General features: G+C 42.4%; 16 protein-coding genes. 15 read left to right on the top strand and 1 reads right to left on the bottom strand.

Annotated features, from left to right (window positions below; all coding sequences use genetic code 11):
- Positions 1-30 precede the first annotated feature (30 nt).
- From NSB25_RS14600 to metA, 3 genes are read left to right on the top strand one after another with little or no spacing between them, the layout of a single operon-like run.
- Positions 31-774, top strand: a complete 744-nt coding sequence (locus tag NSB25_RS14600) for a pseudouridine synthase (protein ID WP_103238975.1) — start codon at positions 31-33, stop codon at positions 772-774.
- Between the two features lie 52 nt (positions 775-826).
- A complete protein-coding gene (gene ligA / locus NSB25_RS14595; protein ID WP_103238974.1) occupies positions 827-2,860 on the top strand; it encodes an NAD-dependent DNA ligase LigA in 2,034 nt (677 codons plus the stop codon).
- 36 nt (positions 2,861-2,896) lie between these two features.
- Positions 2,897-3,805, top strand: coding sequence for a homoserine O-acetyltransferase MetA (gene metA / locus NSB25_RS14590; protein WP_103238973.1), 909 nt, complete (start codon positions 2,897-2,899; stop codon positions 3,803-3,805).
- A 46-nt stretch (positions 3,806-3,851) separates the two neighbouring features.
- Here metA and NSB25_RS14585 read toward each other — a convergent pair whose 3' ends face one another.
- Entirely contained in the window at positions 3,852-4,754 is a 903-nt protein-coding gene (locus NSB25_RS14585; RefSeq protein ID WP_103238972.1) for a ribokinase, read from the bottom strand.
- 240 nt (positions 4,755-4,994) lie between these two features.
- Between NSB25_RS14585 and NSB25_RS14580 the strand changes: the two genes are divergently transcribed.
- The 12 genes from NSB25_RS14580 (at position 4,995) to NSB25_RS14525 (ending at position 16,937) form a co-directional block, all read left to right on the top strand.
- Positions 4,995-5,159 (top strand): hypothetical protein, encoded by a 165-nt coding sequence (locus NSB25_RS14580; RefSeq protein WP_172455024.1) that lies wholly within the window; start codon positions 4,995-4,997, stop codon positions 5,157-5,159.
- Between the two features lie 273 nt (positions 5,160-5,432).
- Positions 5,433-6,281 (top strand): NUDIX domain-containing protein, encoded by an 849-nt coding sequence (locus NSB25_RS29420; protein WP_103238971.1) that lies wholly within the window; start codon positions 5,433-5,435, stop codon positions 6,279-6,281.
- A 512-nt stretch (positions 6,282-6,793) separates the two neighbouring features.
- Positions 6,794-7,297: a hypothetical protein gene (locus NSB25_RS14570; RefSeq protein ID WP_103238970.1), complete on the top strand. Its 504-nt coding sequence runs from the start codon at positions 6,794-6,796 to the stop codon at positions 7,295-7,297.
- Between the two features lie 32 nt (positions 7,298-7,329).
- Entirely contained in the window at positions 7,330-7,833 is a 504-nt protein-coding gene (loaP, locus tag NSB25_RS14565; protein ID WP_103238969.1) for an antiterminator LoaP, read from the top strand.
- Between the two features lie 181 nt (positions 7,834-8,014).
- Entirely contained in the window at positions 8,015-8,866 is an 852-nt protein-coding gene (locus tag NSB25_RS14560) for an aldolase/citrate lyase family protein (RefSeq protein WP_103239119.1), read from the top strand.
- Positions 8,867-8,876: 10 nt separating this feature from the next.
- Complete coding sequence (locus NSB25_RS14555; protein WP_207656146.1) at positions 8,877-10,130, top strand: type III PLP-dependent enzyme domain-containing protein; 1,254 nt, start codon at positions 8,877-8,879, stop codon at positions 10,128-10,130.
- Between the two features lie 97 nt (positions 10,131-10,227).
- Positions 10,228-10,920, top strand: coding sequence for a sugar transferase (locus NSB25_RS14550; protein ID WP_207656149.1), 693 nt, complete (start codon positions 10,228-10,230; stop codon positions 10,918-10,920).
- A 57-nt stretch (positions 10,921-10,977) separates the two neighbouring features.
- Positions 10,978-11,901: a branched-chain amino acid transaminase gene (locus NSB25_RS14545; RefSeq protein WP_103238967.1), complete on the top strand. Its 924-nt coding sequence runs from the start codon at positions 10,978-10,980 to the stop codon at positions 11,899-11,901.
- Positions 11,902-11,961: 60 nt separating this feature from the next.
- A complete protein-coding gene (locus NSB25_RS14540) occupies positions 11,962-13,191 on the top strand; it encodes a glycosyltransferase family 4 protein (protein ID WP_103238966.1) in 1,230 nt (409 codons plus the stop codon).
- Between the two features lie 62 nt (positions 13,192-13,253).
- On the top strand, positions 13,254-14,327 hold the full coding sequence (locus NSB25_RS14535) for a glycosyltransferase family 4 protein (RefSeq protein WP_172455023.1): 1,074 nt from the start codon (positions 13,254-13,256) through the stop codon (positions 14,325-14,327).
- 20 nt (positions 14,328-14,347) lie between these two features.
- Positions 14,348-15,553, top strand: coding sequence for a glycosyltransferase (locus tag NSB25_RS14530; RefSeq protein ID WP_103238964.1), 1,206 nt, complete (start codon positions 14,348-14,350; stop codon positions 15,551-15,553).
- 4 nt (positions 15,554-15,557) lie between these two features.
- A complete protein-coding gene (locus NSB25_RS14525; protein ID WP_103238963.1) occupies positions 15,558-16,937 on the top strand; it encodes a hypothetical protein in 1,380 nt (459 codons plus the stop codon).
- The last annotated feature ends 14 nt before the right edge of the window (positions 16,938-16,951 follow it).

Here is a 16,951-nt window from a genome sequence, read left to right as displayed (position 1 = left end):
AAGGAACATGGGAAGTTTGAGAGGAAACAGATGGAACAGATCAGATTAAATAAATACCTTGCCCACAGCGGCGTCTGCTCCCGAAGAGATGCGGATAAGCTTATCGAAGAGGGGAAGGTGCTGGTAAACGGGCAGAGAGCGGAACATGGCACACTTGTTGACGAGAAGGACGAGGTTGTAGTATCCGGGGAGAAAATCCAGGGGATTCGGAAACCTGTGGTGCTGGCTTTTTACAAGCCGGTGGGCGTCGTGTGTACGGAACGGGACCCGCACGCGGAGCAGGTGATAGCTGACCTGGTGGATTATCCGGTCAGAGTGACTTATGCGGGCCGGCTGGATAAGGATTCGGAAGGGCTGCTGCTTCTGTCCAATGACGGTGATCTGATACAGGCCATGATGAAGGGAGCCAACCGCCATGAAAAGGAATATCTGGTGAAGGTGGACAAAAAGGTCACATCGGATTTCCTGAAAAAGATGAGCGGAGGAATTTATCTGGAGGAATTGGATATTACTACTGGAAAATGTAAGGTGGATAAGACGGGAGAACATACATTCAGAATTGTTCTGACACAGGGGTTAAACCGACAGATCAAACGAATGTGTGCGGCCTGTGGCTGCCGGGTCAGGGCATTAAAGAGAGTCAGAGTGATGCATGTCACGATTGGCAGCCTGAAGCCCGGCGAATATGTGGAACTGGGCCCGGAGGACGTACAGCGCCTTTACCGGGATTGCGGGCTGAAATACGTCGGTGGGAATAGTGGTCCATTGGTGTGAGGGGGCTGTATGGCCTGGTGATGGAAGAAAGTAGAAGGATGGTTGTTGGAAAATGCAGTCTGAAAAAACGGAACGAATCAAATATCTGGTGGAAACGCTGAACAGAGCGTCAAAAGCTTACTATGCCGAGGACAGAGAAATCATGAGCAACAGAGAGTATGATGCTCTGTATGATGAACTTGTATCTCTGGAGGCACAGACAGGGATGGTGATGGCTAACAGCCCCACGGTGAATGTGGGCTATGAGGCGGTGGAGGAGTTGCCGAAGGAGCGGCATGAGACCCCGATGCTGTCCCTGGACAAGACGAAGAGCAGAGAGGACCTTCGGGACTGGCTGGAGGGGCACAGAGCGGTCTTAAGCTGGAAACTGGACGGACTGACCATTGTGCTGACTTACCGGGAGGGAAAGCTGGAGAAAGCGGTAACCAGAGGAAACGGCGAGATCGGAGAGGTGATTACCAATAATGCCAGGACTTTTGTCAATCTGCCCCTTTCCATTCCCTTTAAGGGAGAGCTTGTGCTGCGGGGGGAGGCGGTTATCCGCTATTCCGATTTTGAGAAAATCAATGAACAGATAGAGGAGACGGAGGCAAAGTACAAGAATCCCAGGAATCTCTGCAGCGGCTCCGTGCGTCAGCTGAACAATGAAATTACCGCCAGACGACAGGTGCGGTTTTACGCTTTCAGCCTGGTGAGCGGGGGGGAGGAAGCGAAGGAAATTACAACGGTGGAGGAGCAGTTCCGCTTCCTGGAAGATCAGGGCTTCGAGACAGTGGAGCACTATCCGGTGACGGAAGAGAATATTCTGGATACGCTGGATACTTTTGAAAGGAAAATTGAGAATTATGACGTTCCTTCCGATGGCCTTGTGCTGACCTATGATGATATCGCATACGGACGTTCTCTGGGAAGAACGGCGAAATTCCCCAGAAATTCCATTGCATTTAAATGGGCCGATGAGCTGCGGGAGACTGTGCTGAAGGAGATTGAGTGGAGCGCCAGCAGAACGGGACTGATCAATCCCGTGGCAATCTTTGCGCCGGTGGAGCTGGAGGGGACTACCGTGAGTCGGGCTTCCGTCCACAATATCAGTATAGTGCGGAGTCTGCGGCTTGCTCTGGGAGATCGGATTACTGTGTATAAGGCCAATATGATTATCCCGCAGATTGCGGAGAACCTTACCGCAGAGGAGCTGTCGGCGGGAGCAGAAGGCCGGACGGAAGAAGTAAGGATCCAGGGGAGTCGCTGTCTGGTGGAGATTCCGAAGGTGTGTCCTGTGTGCGGCGGTCCCACGGAAATCCGTCAGGTCAACGATGTGCAGTCGCTGTACTGCACAAACGGAAAATGTCCGGCAAAGCAGGTGAAGTCCTTTACCCTTTTTGTCAGCCGGGATGCCATGAATATCGACGGATTGTCAGAGGCCACACTGGAGAAATTTATTGATCTGGGATTTATTCATGAATTTGCGGATCTGTTCCATCTGGACCGGCACCGGGAGCAGATTGTGGAGATGGAAGGTTTCGGGGAGAAATCCTACCGGAACCTGATGGACAGTATAGACAGGGCAAGAAATACTACTCTGCCCAGGGTGATATACGGACTGGGAATTGCCAATATCGGTGCGGCAAATGCCAAAATGCTCTGCCGCTATTTCGATTATGATCTGGAAAAAATGCAGAAAGCGGACGTGGAGACCCTCAGCGCCATAGACGGGGTGGGAGAGGTAATTGCCACGGCCTTTGTGAATTACATGCAGGATACTGATAATCTCCGCAGAATAGAGGCGCTGTGCGGAGAACTGGTGATTGAAATTCCGAAGATAGAGGAGGGAAGCCAGACCCTCTCGGGTCTGAGCTTTGTCATTACAGGTTCGCTGAATTCTTTTGCCAGCCGGAGTGAACTGAAAGACCTGATTGAACAGAAAGGCGGGAAGGTGACAGGCAGTGTCACCGGCAAGACCACCTGCCTGATTAATAATGACGTGGCTTCTGCATCCTCGAAAAATAAAAAAGCCAGAGACCTGGGAATCCCGGTTCTGTCGGAGGAGGATTTTATACGAAAGTACGAGATACAGGCGCAGGAATAATCAACGGCCGCGGAACTGGAATAGGAGGACCTGAAAATGCCAATTAAGACACAAAGCGATCTGCCGGCAAAAGAAACGCTGGAAAATGAAAATATATTTGTGATGGACGAATACAGAGCCATACATCAGGACATCCGTCCCCTGGAGGTGCTGATACTCAACAATATGCCCATCAAGCAGGACACAGAGCTGCAGCTGCTCAGAGCCCTGTCCAATACGCCTCTGCAGGTGGACGTGACCTTTATGAACGTGAAGAGCCATGTGTCCGTGAACACATCGGCCAGTCACCTGAATAAATTCTATACCACACTGGATGAGATACGGGACAGGAAGTACGACGGGCTCATTGTGACCGGAGCGCCGGTGGAGGACATTTCCTTTGAAGAGGTGGATTACTGGCAGGAAATCTGTGAGATTTTCGACTGGGCCGAGACCCATGTCACTTCCACGTTACATATCTGCTGGGCTGCCCAGGCGGGATTTTATCACTATTACGGTATTGATAAAAGGCTTCTTCCGCAGAAACTGTTCGGTATCTATGAACATAAGGTGGAAAAAAGAAAAATTCCGCTGGTGCGGGGATTTGATGATATCTTTCTGGCGCCCCACAGCCGGCATACGGAGACACCCTCAGAGGCCATTCATGCCTGTAAGGAGCTGACAGTGCTGGCGGAGTCCGCCCAGGCAGGCGTATTTCTGGCCATTGCAGAGGCAGGCAAGAAGATTTTCGTTGCGGGGCATCCGGAGTATGACAGATATACATTAAACAACGAATATTTCAGAGATCTGAACAAGGGCCTGCCCATTCAGATTCCCTGCAATTATTATCCGGATGATAATCCGGAGGCAAGGCCCCTTCTCCAGTGGCGCTCCCACAGCAATAATCTTTACAGTAACTGGCTGAATTATTATGTGTACCAGATGACGCCCTACGAATTGCGGTAATGCCCGGAAACACTGGAAAACTCAATGGTTTAGCGGAAATAGATAGTCAGCAGAAATGTGTGAAAGCCTGCCTGATTTCCTCCAGAGTAGGAATGGAAGGGCCGGCGCCGTTTCTGCTGACGGCAATCGCCGATGCCATTGCAGCCGTTTTGAGAGATTCTTCCACGCTTTTTCCGCTGATAATGCTTCCCATGAAAAAACCGGTAAAAGTATCTCCTGCCGCCGTTGTGTCCACGGTCTTCACAGGATAGATCGGCTGATAATATTTTCTATCTTTATATCCGTATACAGCGCCTTCCTTTCCCAGAGTCAGTACAATCTGAGCATTGGGAAAGCAGGTCATCAGACGATTCAGGATTTCATCAGGATTCGTTGAAGACGCCTTGCTCAGAGCAGCGCCTTCCAGCTCATTTAATATCAAAAAATCCACATGTTCCAGAGACATTTCAAAAATTTTTCCATCCATGGGCGAAGGATTCAGTACGACTATCATCCCTGTCTTCCGGGCCTTTTCCATAATATATGGAATCTGATTGATTTCATTTTGAAGAATGATGAAATCGCCTTCCGTAAAATGCTGTAACACAAAATCCACATCTTCTTCTGTAACCATCTGATTGGCTCCGCCATACAGAACGATGCTGTTTTCTCCTTCAGGTGTTCTCTGGATGATGGCATGACCGCTGGGAGCTTCTTTTTTCTGTATCAGATCCGTATGAACACCTATACTCTGCAAATATGAAGTCAACATTTCAGAATCATTGTTTCCCACTGCCCCGGCATGCCAGGTATCTATTCCGCTTTTGCCAAAGGCAATGGACTGATTCAACCCCTTTCCGCCGCAGAACAGCTGAAGTTCATCCGAAGCGATGGTCTCTCCGGGCCTGACAAAATGGCTGACAGTATATACATGGTCGATATTTAATGAGCCAAATACCAGAACTTTCATGATTGATTTCCTTTCTGGGACATTTTTTTCGGCTTTTGGAATCATGTCTCTGTGAATATGAATCCATTGTAGCATGACAGTCATGGCATGGCAAGCGTATAAGAGAGGAAGGCAAGTGCCATTTATATTATTTTATATTTTAGATAAACTTGATAATTAAATGGATTTTGCATCTGAGCTATGATATACTTATATAAGCAGTAATCAGCAAAAGCCACAAGATAGAAAGCAGGTGAATATATGCCATGTGATAAGGAAATGCTCAATAATTTGATTGATAACTACACAAATTTGCAACGTATTAAAAAATCAGATGACGTGCAAAAAGAATTGGAGTATCAGTTAAAAATCCTGAAGGCAAAACTTGAGTCTTTCGGTATTGTAACAACGGATTTAGATTTGTAAGATTTTATCATTATATAATCCAGGGTGTTAAGTCAGAAATATTAAGGCTTTGCACCTTTTTACGTTTCAGATATATGCTCTGAACGGTGCCTTAAAATCAATCGCTGTGGTCAAATTCACATATTGGTGTTACAATTGATTTATATTACATAACGCCAGAATTTACCGTACTGCACTGGCTAAACATATATGGCTGGCATTATGTAGTCCTGCCACTCGGAAATTTTAACTGTTAAGCGGTATGGATTATGAAGGAGTAATAAGGGGGTAACTGTGGAAATAATCAATATTTACGGCGATAATCGTTATGAAAAGCATACAAAAGTACGGGAAGGCTGCCGCGGAATTGTGGTGAAGGACAGGGAAATCCTGCTGGTCTACGAGGTGCTTTCGGATCAATGGTTTCTTCCGGGCGGCGGTGTTGAGGCGCAGGAAAGCATGGAAGAGTGCTGTGTCCGGGAACTGGCAGAGGAAACGGGCTGTGTTGTCAATCCACTGTATCACTATCTGACCATCAACGAATACTATGAGGAATGGTTGTTTGTCAGCCGCTATTTTATCTGTGAGCTCACCGGAGAGACTCATCACCGGCTGACCCGGAGGGAAGCAGAAGCCGGCCTTGAACCTCGCTGGATTTCATTGGAAGAAGCAATCTCCATATTCTCCAGGCATCAGGAATATGCCCATAATGAAATGAAGAGGGGCGCATATCTTCGGGAATACAGGGCATTGTCCGCATATATGAATGCCGGAAAGAGTTTATACGAACTTGCCATGAAGCATATCTATGGCGACGGTGTGGAGGAGGACAATGAACAGGCTGTGAAGCTGCTGACCCGGGCGCATGATATGGGACATGTGGAAGCTTCCTACAACCTGGGGATCTGCTATCACTATGGTTATGGCACAGAGACTGATCTGGAGAAAGCCTTTGAACTGTACCTGGAGTCTGCAAAGGGCGGCTATGGAAAAGGCATGGAAGTGGCGGGGCGCTTCTACAATCGGGGTATCTATGTGGGGAAGAACCGTGAAAGGGCAGAATACTGGCTTCGGAAGGCTATGGAAAGCTCCGATCCGGATGCGGTTGCGGAGGCGCGAAAGGAGCTGGCACAGAGGGGATAGGATTTTTACATGTAAGGGTTAGTGTGGAAGGCACATGGAACAGTAAGATGGAAACCATGTGTCTTTTTTGTGTGCAAAGGGAGGAATCACGAGTGATTGTACTCGGGCGCATAAGCATATATTTCGGCGTTGTAATCGTATAAGTGTGAATAAAAAGGTAAATGAAGGCCTGAGGGAGATGCGGATAAATGAGAGATCGCGGAAAAAAGTATACATTTTTCCGTGGTCTTAAAATTTTTTTCTGCAAAAAATTTCAACCAAGAAAGATGTATTAACATTTCTTGATTTTAAGCATTATTAACAAATAATATTCCCTGAAATGCTGAATCACATTCTAACACACTTGTATTTCTTTTGCAAGAGTAGTCGTGGAAAAAACTATGCATTTATCCGTATTCGGTCCGCAAACGGATACTGCTGAAATCAGAAGCCGTGGTATCTCTGATAACGCAGAAAACAGGCAGTCCATAAAGATTTCTTAGCAAAAAAGGAAAAAGGCGGGAGAGACAGGTATGTGGTGTGCGGTTCATGTAGGGGATGGGGAAGAGTCCAGAATGGAAGCATTTGTGACAGGCCTGCTTCCAGAGAGTCTGAATGCCCGTTGCTTTCACCTCACCAGAAGCAGAAGGAAGAAATATGGCGGGCGGTGGCAGACTGTGCAGGAAAAATTATTGCCAGGGTATGTTTTCATCGATACGGATCAGCCGGAAAAGGTATATGGGGAATTGAAGAAGGCCGGAAAACCAAAGCTGTTATCTGATAACGAAACAGATATCTGCACGCTGCGGGAGCAGGAGGTAATTCTGCTGGACAGAATTGCGGATAAGATCGGAGAAATTGCTGTATCGAAGATAAGAGTAAATGAAGACGGAACTTTTGAATTTCTGTCAGGCCCGATTTTACAGGTAAAGGAACTGGTGAAGAAGGTAGATCTTCATAAGAGGATTGCGAAAGTAGAAATGGATTTCCTGGGAAAGAGACAATTCCTTTATCTGGGGATTGAAATTGAACCTTAGCAGAAAAAGCCTGCAGGACAGGAGCTGACAAAATGTGGTATGTGATACAGGTGTTTACAGGCCGTGAACTGGAAATTGCCGGAATGTGTCGGGAAAGAGTGGCAGAGGAAGGGGAAGATGTCTTTGTTCCGCTGGCGGAGCGACAGACTAAAATTGACGGGCAGTGGACACTTGTGGAAAGCAGACTGTTTCCAGGTTATGTGTTTATTGAGACAGAAGAAATAGAAGATTTTCATATCCGCCTGAAACAGATACCTTCAATGACAAAGATTCTGAAAACAGGTGAATATATGACACCACTCAGAAGAGAAGAGGAAGAGTATTTAAGGCGCCTGGGCGGAGAAACACATGTAGTCAGATACTCAGAAGGCTTTATGGAAGGGGAAAGGCTGACTGTGATTTCCGGGGCATTGGCCGGATATGAAGGGAAGATAAAGAAGATTTTGCGGCATAAGAGGCTGGTTATTCTGGAAGTACCGCTATTGGACAGAATGGTGGATGTGACCGTGGGACTCGGGGTAGTGGAGAAAAGATAAAGAAGCTGCAAACTGCATTTGACGCTTCGCGCGCAGTGCAGGGAACGGCGGACAACAGGACATAGCGACGTCAGGGCATGAAAATGTGCTGAAATGGCGAAGCTATGTCCTTTTATTCATGCCAATAGAAATTCTTGCAGGGCGTGGATTCTATTGTTTTGTCAGGGGAGAGAAAGTAACAGTGTCTTTAAAATTGATGTATATAACCAATAAACCGGAAATTGCGCTGATAGCCGAAAAATATGGTGTGGACCGCATCTGGATTGACCTGGAGAGAGAGGGAAAGGCAGAGCGCCAGAAAGGCAGAGATTCCGTAAAGTCAGACCACACCATAGAGGACATCAGAAAGATAGCACCATTGTTATCGGTATCGGAACTATTGGTTCGCATTAATCCATGGAATGAAAAATCTCAGGATGAGATTGATGCTGTCATTGCAGCGGGAGCAGACATGATTATGCTTCCCATGTGGAAAAATGTGGAAGAGGTTGCTCTGTTTGCGGATGCTGTAAAAGGAAGATGTAAAACCTCTCTGCTGCTGGAGACAAAGGAGGCAGAGAAATGCCTGAATGAAGTATTGGAGCGTTATGAAAAAAGGACGTTCTTTTTTGATGAGATACATGTGGGATTGAATGATTTGCATATTTCATACGGGTTGACGTTTATGTTCGAATTGTTGGCCAACGGAACTGTAGAGCAGATATGCAGAAGGATAGAGGCAGCAGGTATACCATATGGATTTGGGGGTATAGCAAAAATAGGGGAAGGAGCTGTCCCGGCAGAAGAAGTTATAATAGAACACTGCAGGCTTCACAGTACAAGGGCAATTTTATCCAGAGCATTTTGTGACAGTGCCAGAATAAATGATCCAGGAAAAATAGATCAGGTGTTCCGGGAGAATATGAAAAAGCTGAGAGCATTCGAGGAAAGCGTGCAACATATGGAGGCCGATATACTGGAAAAAAATCGGGATAAATTGCGGGAAGATGTAGAAAAGGTAGTAGCGAAGATAAAGAGTAAGACAAACGGATAGGAAAACGGGAGTGAAAGAAAAAATAACAACACAAAAACTGCAGACCCTTGCGGAAAGGTATGGTAATTCTTTTTACCTGCTGGATTCCGCACAGTTTCGGAGCAATTACAGAGAACTGAAATCAGCATTTGAAGCAGTTTATCCGCATTTTAATATAGCCTACAGTTATAAGACAAATTATACCCCGAAACTTTGTAAAATAGTAGATGAAATGGGCGGATATGCCGAGGTGGTCTCTGAAATGGAAATGGAGATTGCTCTTTGCTGCGGGGTAATGGCAGAGAAAATCATCTGGAACGGTCCGGTGAAAAGTGCAGAATGCATAGAAGAATTGCTTCTGGCAGGAGGCTGTGTAAACATTGATAGCCTGGCGGAGGCGGAGAGGATTCAGACAATTGCTGACAGACATCCGGATAAAATATTTCAAGTGGGAGTCCGGTGTAATTTTGATGTGGGAGATGAGATATTAAGCCGGTTCGGTTTTGATACGGATGGGGAGGACTTTGGAAAAGTATGTGAGATATTGGCGGGTACTCTTAATCTTCATCTGAAATCTCTGCAATGTCATTTTGCAAAGCGGAAGGTGGAATATTGGCCCGGGAGAGCGGCAGGAATCCTGGCTGTATATGAAAAAGTCAGAGAAAAATATGGCATCATACCTGACAGAATAGATTTAGGCGGCGGGATTTACGGGAAAATGCCAGAGAGTCTTTCGCGGGAGCTGGGATATGAACCACCGGGGTATGAGGGTTATGCAAAAGCCGGGGCATCGGAATTAGCGGACAGATTCTATGGCGGCCAACGGGAAAAAAGAGAACAGATACCGGAACTGCTGATTGAACCGGGATCGGCCTTAGTGGGCGATTGTATGCAGTTTGTGACCAGAATAGATAATATCAGAAATATACGAGGAAAGTGGATAGCAACGGCTACAGGGAGCCAGAAAAATATATCCATGACAGGGCTCAATCCTCCGCTGGAGGTCTTTGACGGAGGTGGTGAACGAAAACAATATGCGGATATGGATATCGCAGGGTACACCTGTATTGAAGCGGATTATCTCTACAGGCATTATACCGGCTGGCTGGGGACAGGAGATTTTCTGGTGATAAACAATTGCGGCTCCTATTCTGTGGTTATGAAGCCGCCTTTTATTCAGCCCAATGTTCCTGTGCTGGATATCGGATATGGAATGGACAAAGTGGAAGTAGTGAAGAGGAAGGAAGGTTTTGAAGATCTGTTTAGGACATTCTATTTTGCCTGATGCTCTGTTTTCTGTAACAGGGACTTTGCTTTGAAATATGCAGGAATGAAGTAAGTGAAACAAAAGGTATGGATAATAACGGGGGGAGGATTTCGCTATCAGGCTGAAAATAAATCTGGGGATCAAGAGAATATTTGATTTGTTTGTGTCGGGATTATTGCTGCTGTTATTACTGCCCCTATTGCTCGGAATCGCTGTTGCAGTCAGGGCAGACTCGAAGGGGCCGGTGATATTTGCGCAGGAGAGACTGACGAAAAACGGCCGAATATTTCGGATGTATAAGTTCCGTTCCATGGTGGTAAATGCCGAGCAGATGGGAACGGGACTTTTTAATTATAAAAATGACCCACGGGTGACAAGGGTGGGGCATTTTCTCAGGAATACCAGTCTGGATGAACTGCCGCAGCTATTCAACGTATTTAAGGGAGATATCAGCATAGTAGGGCCCCGGCCTGCAGTGGTCTATGAGCTGGGAGACTATGAGACTTTGAACAGAAAATACAAAAAGCGTTTCAGCGTCAAAGGCGGAATTACCGGGCTGGCTCAGGTCAGGGGAAGAAATGAGAATTCCTGGGATGAGAAAGTGACATTGGACAACCAGTATATAGATGCATTTGAGAAGAAAGGGATTTTTCTGGATGTAATGATAATGGCGGAAACCGCGGCAAAAGTATTTCGCAGATCGGACATTTATGAGGAAAAGGTAGAGGGCGCCGGCAGTGATGCAGAGTCCGCCGCACTGGCGGAGGCGGAAATTATCCGGCTTGCACATGAGGCGGACAGGGAGTAGAGGTAATTCATAGAAATAATAAAAATGATATAGAACAAAGACGGAGAGTGTGAATCAGTGAAAACGGATGTAGAAAACAGATTAATCTGGCTGGACGGAAAAATTGTAAACATAAAGGATGCAACAGTTAACGTTTTAGCTCCTACAGCTCAATTTGGATTAAATGTGTTTGAAGGAATTCGCTGCTATTGGAATGAGGAGAAAGAACAACTGTTTGCATTCAGGCTGGACGATCATCATAAACGACTGCAGAGGTCCATAAAGCTTTTGCAGCTGGACAGTCCATATAGCTTAAGTGACCTGAAAAATGCGTTTATAGATGTGGTAAAAGCCAATGATTACAGAGAAGATATAGCAGTCCGGCAGACTGTATTTGCCGATGGCTTTGGCTCCTGGGGTTCAGAAGGACCTGTAAATATGTTCGTATCTCCCATACCCAAAGCAAAATCCAGCGCGGAATATAATAAAAAAAGCTTACGTTGCTGTATCAGTTCCTGGAGGCGAATCAGTGATTCCGTTCTCAGTCCCAGAATAAAGTGTGGAGCAAATTATATAAATTCCAGAATGGCACAAAGAGAAGCGCTGAGAAATGGATATGATACGACAATTTTTTTGAATGATGCCGGAAAAGTGGCGGAAGGCCCGGGAAGCTGTCTGTTTATCGTGAAAAATGGCATATTGATTACCCCATTGCTTACAGATTCTGTGTTGGAAAGTATAACAAGAGATACTATTATCAGGATTGCACGGGATATGGGGATTGAAACGCTTGAACGCAGTATTGACCGGACAGAGCTCTATACGGCGGATGAAGCGTTTCTATGTGGGTCTGCAATGGAGATTACACCTGTTTGCAGTGTGGATAAATATGAAATAACAGGAGGGAATAGGATAACAAATTGGATTCATAACAAATATTTGAATATTGTTACTGGGAATGACAGGATGTACTTGGAGTGGCTGACAATGATTAGCAACTAAACCTATGTAACGACATGCTATTATAATGCAATTTATATAGAATAACGGAGGTAGGTGGATATGAAAGTGTGGTTAATTAATCATTATGCAGTGCCTGTAAAATATTATCCATTGGCCAGAACTACAAATTTTGCAAAATATTTGATCAGAAAAGGTCATGAAGTTACTATATTTGCCGCCAGTTCAGTTCATAACAGTGAGATCAATCTGATTAAGAATCGTATTTTATATAGAGAAGAATGGGTAAATGAAATTCATTATGTGTTAGTTCATTGTAAAACATATAAAGGAAATGGCATAGACAGGATATTCAATATGTTTGAATTTCCATGGAAATTAAAAAAGGTATGTCAATGTTATGAAAGACCGGATGTTATTATGGCATCTTCGGCTACTCCGCCAGCATGTATGCAGGGATTAAGATTAGCAAAAAAATATGGTGCCGGAGCGATTGCTGAAATAAGTGATCTCTGGCCAGAAAGTTTTGTAGCCTATCATCTGCTCAATAAATGTAATCCCTTATTGAAACTAATGTATTTGTATGAAAAAAGGATGTATATTTATGCAGATAAGTTAATATTCACGATGGAAGGTGCCTATAACTATATTCTGAAAAAAGGATGGGATAAGAAAATTGACAGAGAAAAAGTCTTTTACATTAATAATGGAATTGATTTAGAGCAATTTTGTTATAATAGAGCACATTTTCAGATACAAGATAACGACTTAAATAACCATAAATTGTTCAAAGTAGTATATGTGGGATCAATACGAAAAGTAAATAATCTGGGATTACTTTTGGATGCGGCGAAGCTGGTTCAGAATCCTGAAATACAGTTTTTGATTTGGGGTGATGGTGATGAATTAGCCATGTTGAAAAAAAGAATTCGAATAGAAAACATTAATAATGTAAAATTTAAGGGAAAGGTTAACAAAAAGTATATTCCCTATATAACAAGTAGCGCCAACTTAAATTTTTTGCATAGTACTGATTCTGAGATTTTTCAGTTTGGAATAAGTGCGAATAAAATATTTGATTATTTGGCTTCAGGGAAACCCACATTGGTAGATTTTGATTGTCCCTATAATCCAATAGTTCAGACAGGTTCAGGGATAGCACTGTCATCTCCCAATGCAGAAGAGATAAGAGAAGCCATTATAGAATTTAAAAATATGGAGTACCACAAGTATAAAATATTTTGTGATAATGCGGCAGAAGCTGCTAAGAAGTTTGATTTTTATAATTTAACGAATCAACTGGAAAAGATTTTGAAAGAAAGTATATGGTAAAATAAATTATGCGTATTTTGCACATAAATATTAATTATTTGTTTACAGCATTACATCAGACTATGATAGAACATTTAACGGATGTAGGATTAGATAATTTTGTATTTGTGCCAATACATGATAAAGCAGATAAAAAGATTATCCCAAATTCTAATGTTGTAGTTTCATGTTGTTTTAGAAAAAGAGACAGGATACTCTATTTTTTTAAACAAAGAAAAATTTTGAAGTCTGCTATCGATATGTTGCCTATCTCTGATTACAATGTAGTTCACGCTTATACACTATTATCAGATGGAAATATTGCGATGCAGATCTCTAAAAAATATGGTATTCCTTATATAGTTACTGTAAGAGGGACAGACCTGAAAGATTTTTTCCATCTGAAACCTTATCTGATTCCCCATGGGATAAAAATTATGCAGCATGCTGAGAAAATAATTTTTATCAGTAAAGCCTATCAGCAAAATATGATGCACAAATATGTTCCTGATAATATGCGGAAAGAAATAGCAGGGAAATCAATGGTTATTCCAAATGGAATTGACGATTTCTGGTTAGAAAATATATTTCATGAGAGAGATTATATTGAAACGCAAAAAAGGTTTGACAAAAAGGAACTAAAAATAATATGTGTGGCAAGCATTTTAAAGGATAAAAATATTCCTTTTTTACAGAAGGCATTAAAGAAACTTGTAGAGAAAGGCTGGAAGATACAATTTCATTTAATAGGAAATGTTGCTGACAAAAAGGAGTTGAACAAAATCGAAGCGGATAAATATACGATATATCATGGTAGTATGAAAAAAGAAGAGCTGATTCGTTGTTACCGGGAGAACGACATTTTTGCTTTAATCTCTCATACAGAAACCTTTGGCCTTGTGTATGCAGAAGCAATGTCACAGGGACTTCCGGTTATATATACTTCAGGGGAAGGATTTGATCAGCAATTTGAAGATGGCTGTGTAGGGTTTTCAGTTTCAGATCGAAGAGTGAATGATGCCGTGGAAAAGATTTTAAGGATAGTATCCGATTACAGAGGAATTTCTGAAAATTGTATTAAGAAGGTTAAAAATTTTGAATGGAGTCAAATTGTAAATAATTATAAAGAACTTTATAGAGATATTCTAAATGGTTAGTGACATGGAGTATAGTAAAAATGGGAAAACGTGTGTTGAAATTAAGCTGCAATGATTGGAAAAATGCAAGCCATGATAAAAGAGAGCTATCCGCATATAGAGAATTGGGAGAAGAAGTTGCAGTAGTTGCAAAGGGGAATATTAAGGATAAAGGGAGAAGCGAAATGGTAGATGGCTTTAAAGTGTTTCGCTTGACAACCCGGCCTTTTGGTAACAAGGTTCCTGATGTAGTAAATAGAATATTTTCCTTATTTTTTTGGGCGCGATTTGTGAAGCAGCTGCGAGTGGATGTGATTACTGCTCATGACATCGATGCCCTTTTTATTGCATGGCTGTCACTATTTGGTATCTTGAAGAAAAACAGACCAGCTTTGATATATGATTCCCATGAATTTGAAATTGAGAGAAATGTGAAGAGAAATAAGTTACAAAAATATGTAATTATCCACCTGGAACGCTTTTTGATCAAAAGATGTAACTTTTCAATTATGGTGAATGAAAATATTGCAGAAGAAGTAAGTGAGATTCACAAACTAAAACAAAAACCGATTGTGATCAGAAATGTTGCAGAAAGATGGGAGATTCAGGAAAGCGACTGTGAAAGAATAAGAGCTGAATTTGAGCAGCAGCTGGGTATCGGCGGGGAAATGGGAAATAAGCCTGTTATGCTAATGTATCATGGGGTTTTGATAGATGGCAGAGGAATAGAGATGTTGATCAGGCTGATTTCTGCCAGAGAAGATACAGTAGCAGTGATACTTGGAAATGCGCAGAGACAGGAGTATTATGATTCGCTTATAAGCCTGACCAAACAATTGGGAGTAGAAAAACGTATCTTATTTCATGAGGCCGTTTCAATAACAGAGCTGTGGAAATATGTCGGCGCAGTTGATGTTGGCATGATATTGGCGCCGGCTGTGTGCAAAAATTCGTTGTATTCACTGCCAAATAAGTTCTTTGAGAATATACAGAGTGAAACACCTGTTATATGTCCTGAATATCCTGCTATGAAAACTTTGGTAGATAAATATAAAATTGGAATAACATGTGACCCGGGTAATCTGGCAGATATTGCAATAGCTGTAAGTCGGATGAAAAATGACAGGGAATTTTATTTGTCATGTAAAATGAATTTGAAAATAGCAAAGGAAGAATTGTGTTGGAATTCGGAGAAGCAAATTCTGAAAAGTGCTTATAAGAAATATATTATGGGTAACAGGAAATAAAAATATGAAGGAATATAAGAATGATGAATTAATAAGAGCGAAAGCGGCTACTATTAGATGGAATGACGGCTTATTTGTGCTTTCAGCCCTGATATATCGCGTTATGCTGGACTGGGGATATAAAGTGCTTTCGACATCATATTTTAAAGTGCAATTTGCTTTGAATATCAATGAAGCGAAAGTGCTGATTTCGTATATTGCTGTACTGATTCTTTGCATGCTGACAGTACACAAAAGTGGTTCTAAAGTGTTTTTTATTCGAATGTTATTATTTGTGACAGTTATTCCAAATACTTCGGTGTATGGTATGAGAGATGGAAGCAGTGTCTTTTTTGGGTGGGTTACATTATCATTTGCAATAACAGAAATATTTGTTTTGAATCTGAAACTCTGGCGTAGCGATGTAATCAGGAAAAGTGACATCAGGAACAAAACGTATGAGTTTGGCAGGAAAATGCATATTCGGAAAACAGATCAGGTTGGAACCTTGATAAATTTTGCTCTTATGCTTTTTACAATTATAACAATAATATGTATGTATGTGTCAAATGGCATGCCGGGAACCATTGCGTTAAATCTTTATAAGGTTTATGAAGTGAGAAACAGTTATCAGGCATCAAAGTATCTTAATTATGCAATTTCGCTGGTATCTACAGTTATTGTTCCCTTTGGTATAGCGGATGGATATGTAACTGGCAGTAAAGGAAAATTTATTTTTTATACCATTGTACAGTTAACATTATTTCTGTGGACCGGAAATAAAGTTTTTCTATTTTCTCTGATTATCATTATAGGACTTCTCATTATAATAAGGTGTAGATTGACAAGAAATGTGTTCTTTTATGGAATAACATCCATTACCTTTTTGGGGAATTTATCATGTATATTTGAAAATGAAATATTTGAATTTATCTTCTCGCTGGTAAACAGGCGCATGCTGTTAGATTCGGCTACTTTGAAATATTTTTATTATGATTATTTTGTGGTTCATGATCAAACAGTATTGGGGCTGGGAGGAACCGTGCTGGCTCCTTTTTTGGGAAAAGGTTTGGGGACAGAATATAGATATGATTTGAGTTATTACTATACAGGAATGAAATCAAATGCGAATACAGGAATCTTTGGGGGAGATTTTGCGCAGTTGGGAATTTATGCATTTGTAGTAGTACCGGTATTACTTATTATGTTGTTCTATTTGATTGAGAGGGTAGAACATTATTGCGGCTCTGCATTTGTGCTGTTGTTTTTTGTGTATACGATATATTATTTGAATGAGACTTGTATCTTTTTATATTTATTTAACTTTACAGGTATACTTGTGTGTATTATTAGTTTGTTTTATCGTTATAAGAATTGCAAAAATATGGGGGCTGTTTTGAATTAATAGTCCAAACTTTG

Source organism: Acetatifactor muris, assembly GCF_024623325.1.
Taxonomy (GTDB): domain Bacteria; phylum Bacillota; class Clostridia; order Lachnospirales; family Lachnospiraceae; genus Acetatifactor; species Acetatifactor muris.
The sequence above is the reverse complement of the archived record's forward strand: the minus strand, read 5'-3'. Positions and strand labels throughout refer to the sequence as shown.

Bases quoted from the DNA above. Each gene is read 5' to 3' on its own strand.
- ligA (WP_103238974.1), top strand. From the start codon at position 827: ATGCAGTCTGAAAAAACGGAACGAATCAAATATCTGGTGGAAACGCTG.
- NSB25_RS14530 (WP_103238964.1), top strand. From the start codon at position 14,348: ATGGGAAAACGTGTGTTGAAATTAAGCTGCAATGATTGGAAAAATGCA.
- NSB25_RS14540 (WP_103238966.1), top strand. From the start codon at position 11,962: ATGAAAGTGTGGTTAATTAATCATTATGCAGTGCCTGTAAAATATTAT.
- loaP (WP_103238969.1), top strand. From the start codon at position 7,330: ATGTGGTATGTGATACAGGTGTTTACAGGCCGTGAACTGGAAATTGCC.
- NSB25_RS14600 (WP_103238975.1), top strand. From the start codon at position 31: ATGGAACAGATCAGATTAAATAAATACCTTGCCCACAGCGGCGTCTGC.
- NSB25_RS14525 (WP_103238963.1), top strand. From the start codon at position 15,558: ATGAAGGAATATAAGAATGATGAATTAATAAGAGCGAAAGCGGCTACT.
- NSB25_RS14585 (WP_103238972.1), bottom strand. From the start codon at position 4,754: ATGAAAGTTCTGGTATTTGGCTCATTAAATATCGACCATGTATATACT.
- metA (WP_103238973.1), top strand. From the start codon at position 2,897: ATGCCAATTAAGACACAAAGCGATCTGCCGGCAAAAGAAACGCTGGAA.
- NSB25_RS14535 (WP_172455023.1), top strand. From the start codon at position 13,254: ATGATAGAACATTTAACGGATGTAGGATTAGATAATTTTGTATTTGTG.
- NSB25_RS14570 (WP_103238970.1), top strand. From the start codon at position 6,794: ATGTGGTGTGCGGTTCATGTAGGGGATGGGGAAGAGTCCAGAATGGAA.
- NSB25_RS14580 (WP_172455024.1), top strand. From the start codon at position 4,995: ATGCCATGTGATAAGGAAATGCTCAATAATTTGATTGATAACTACACA.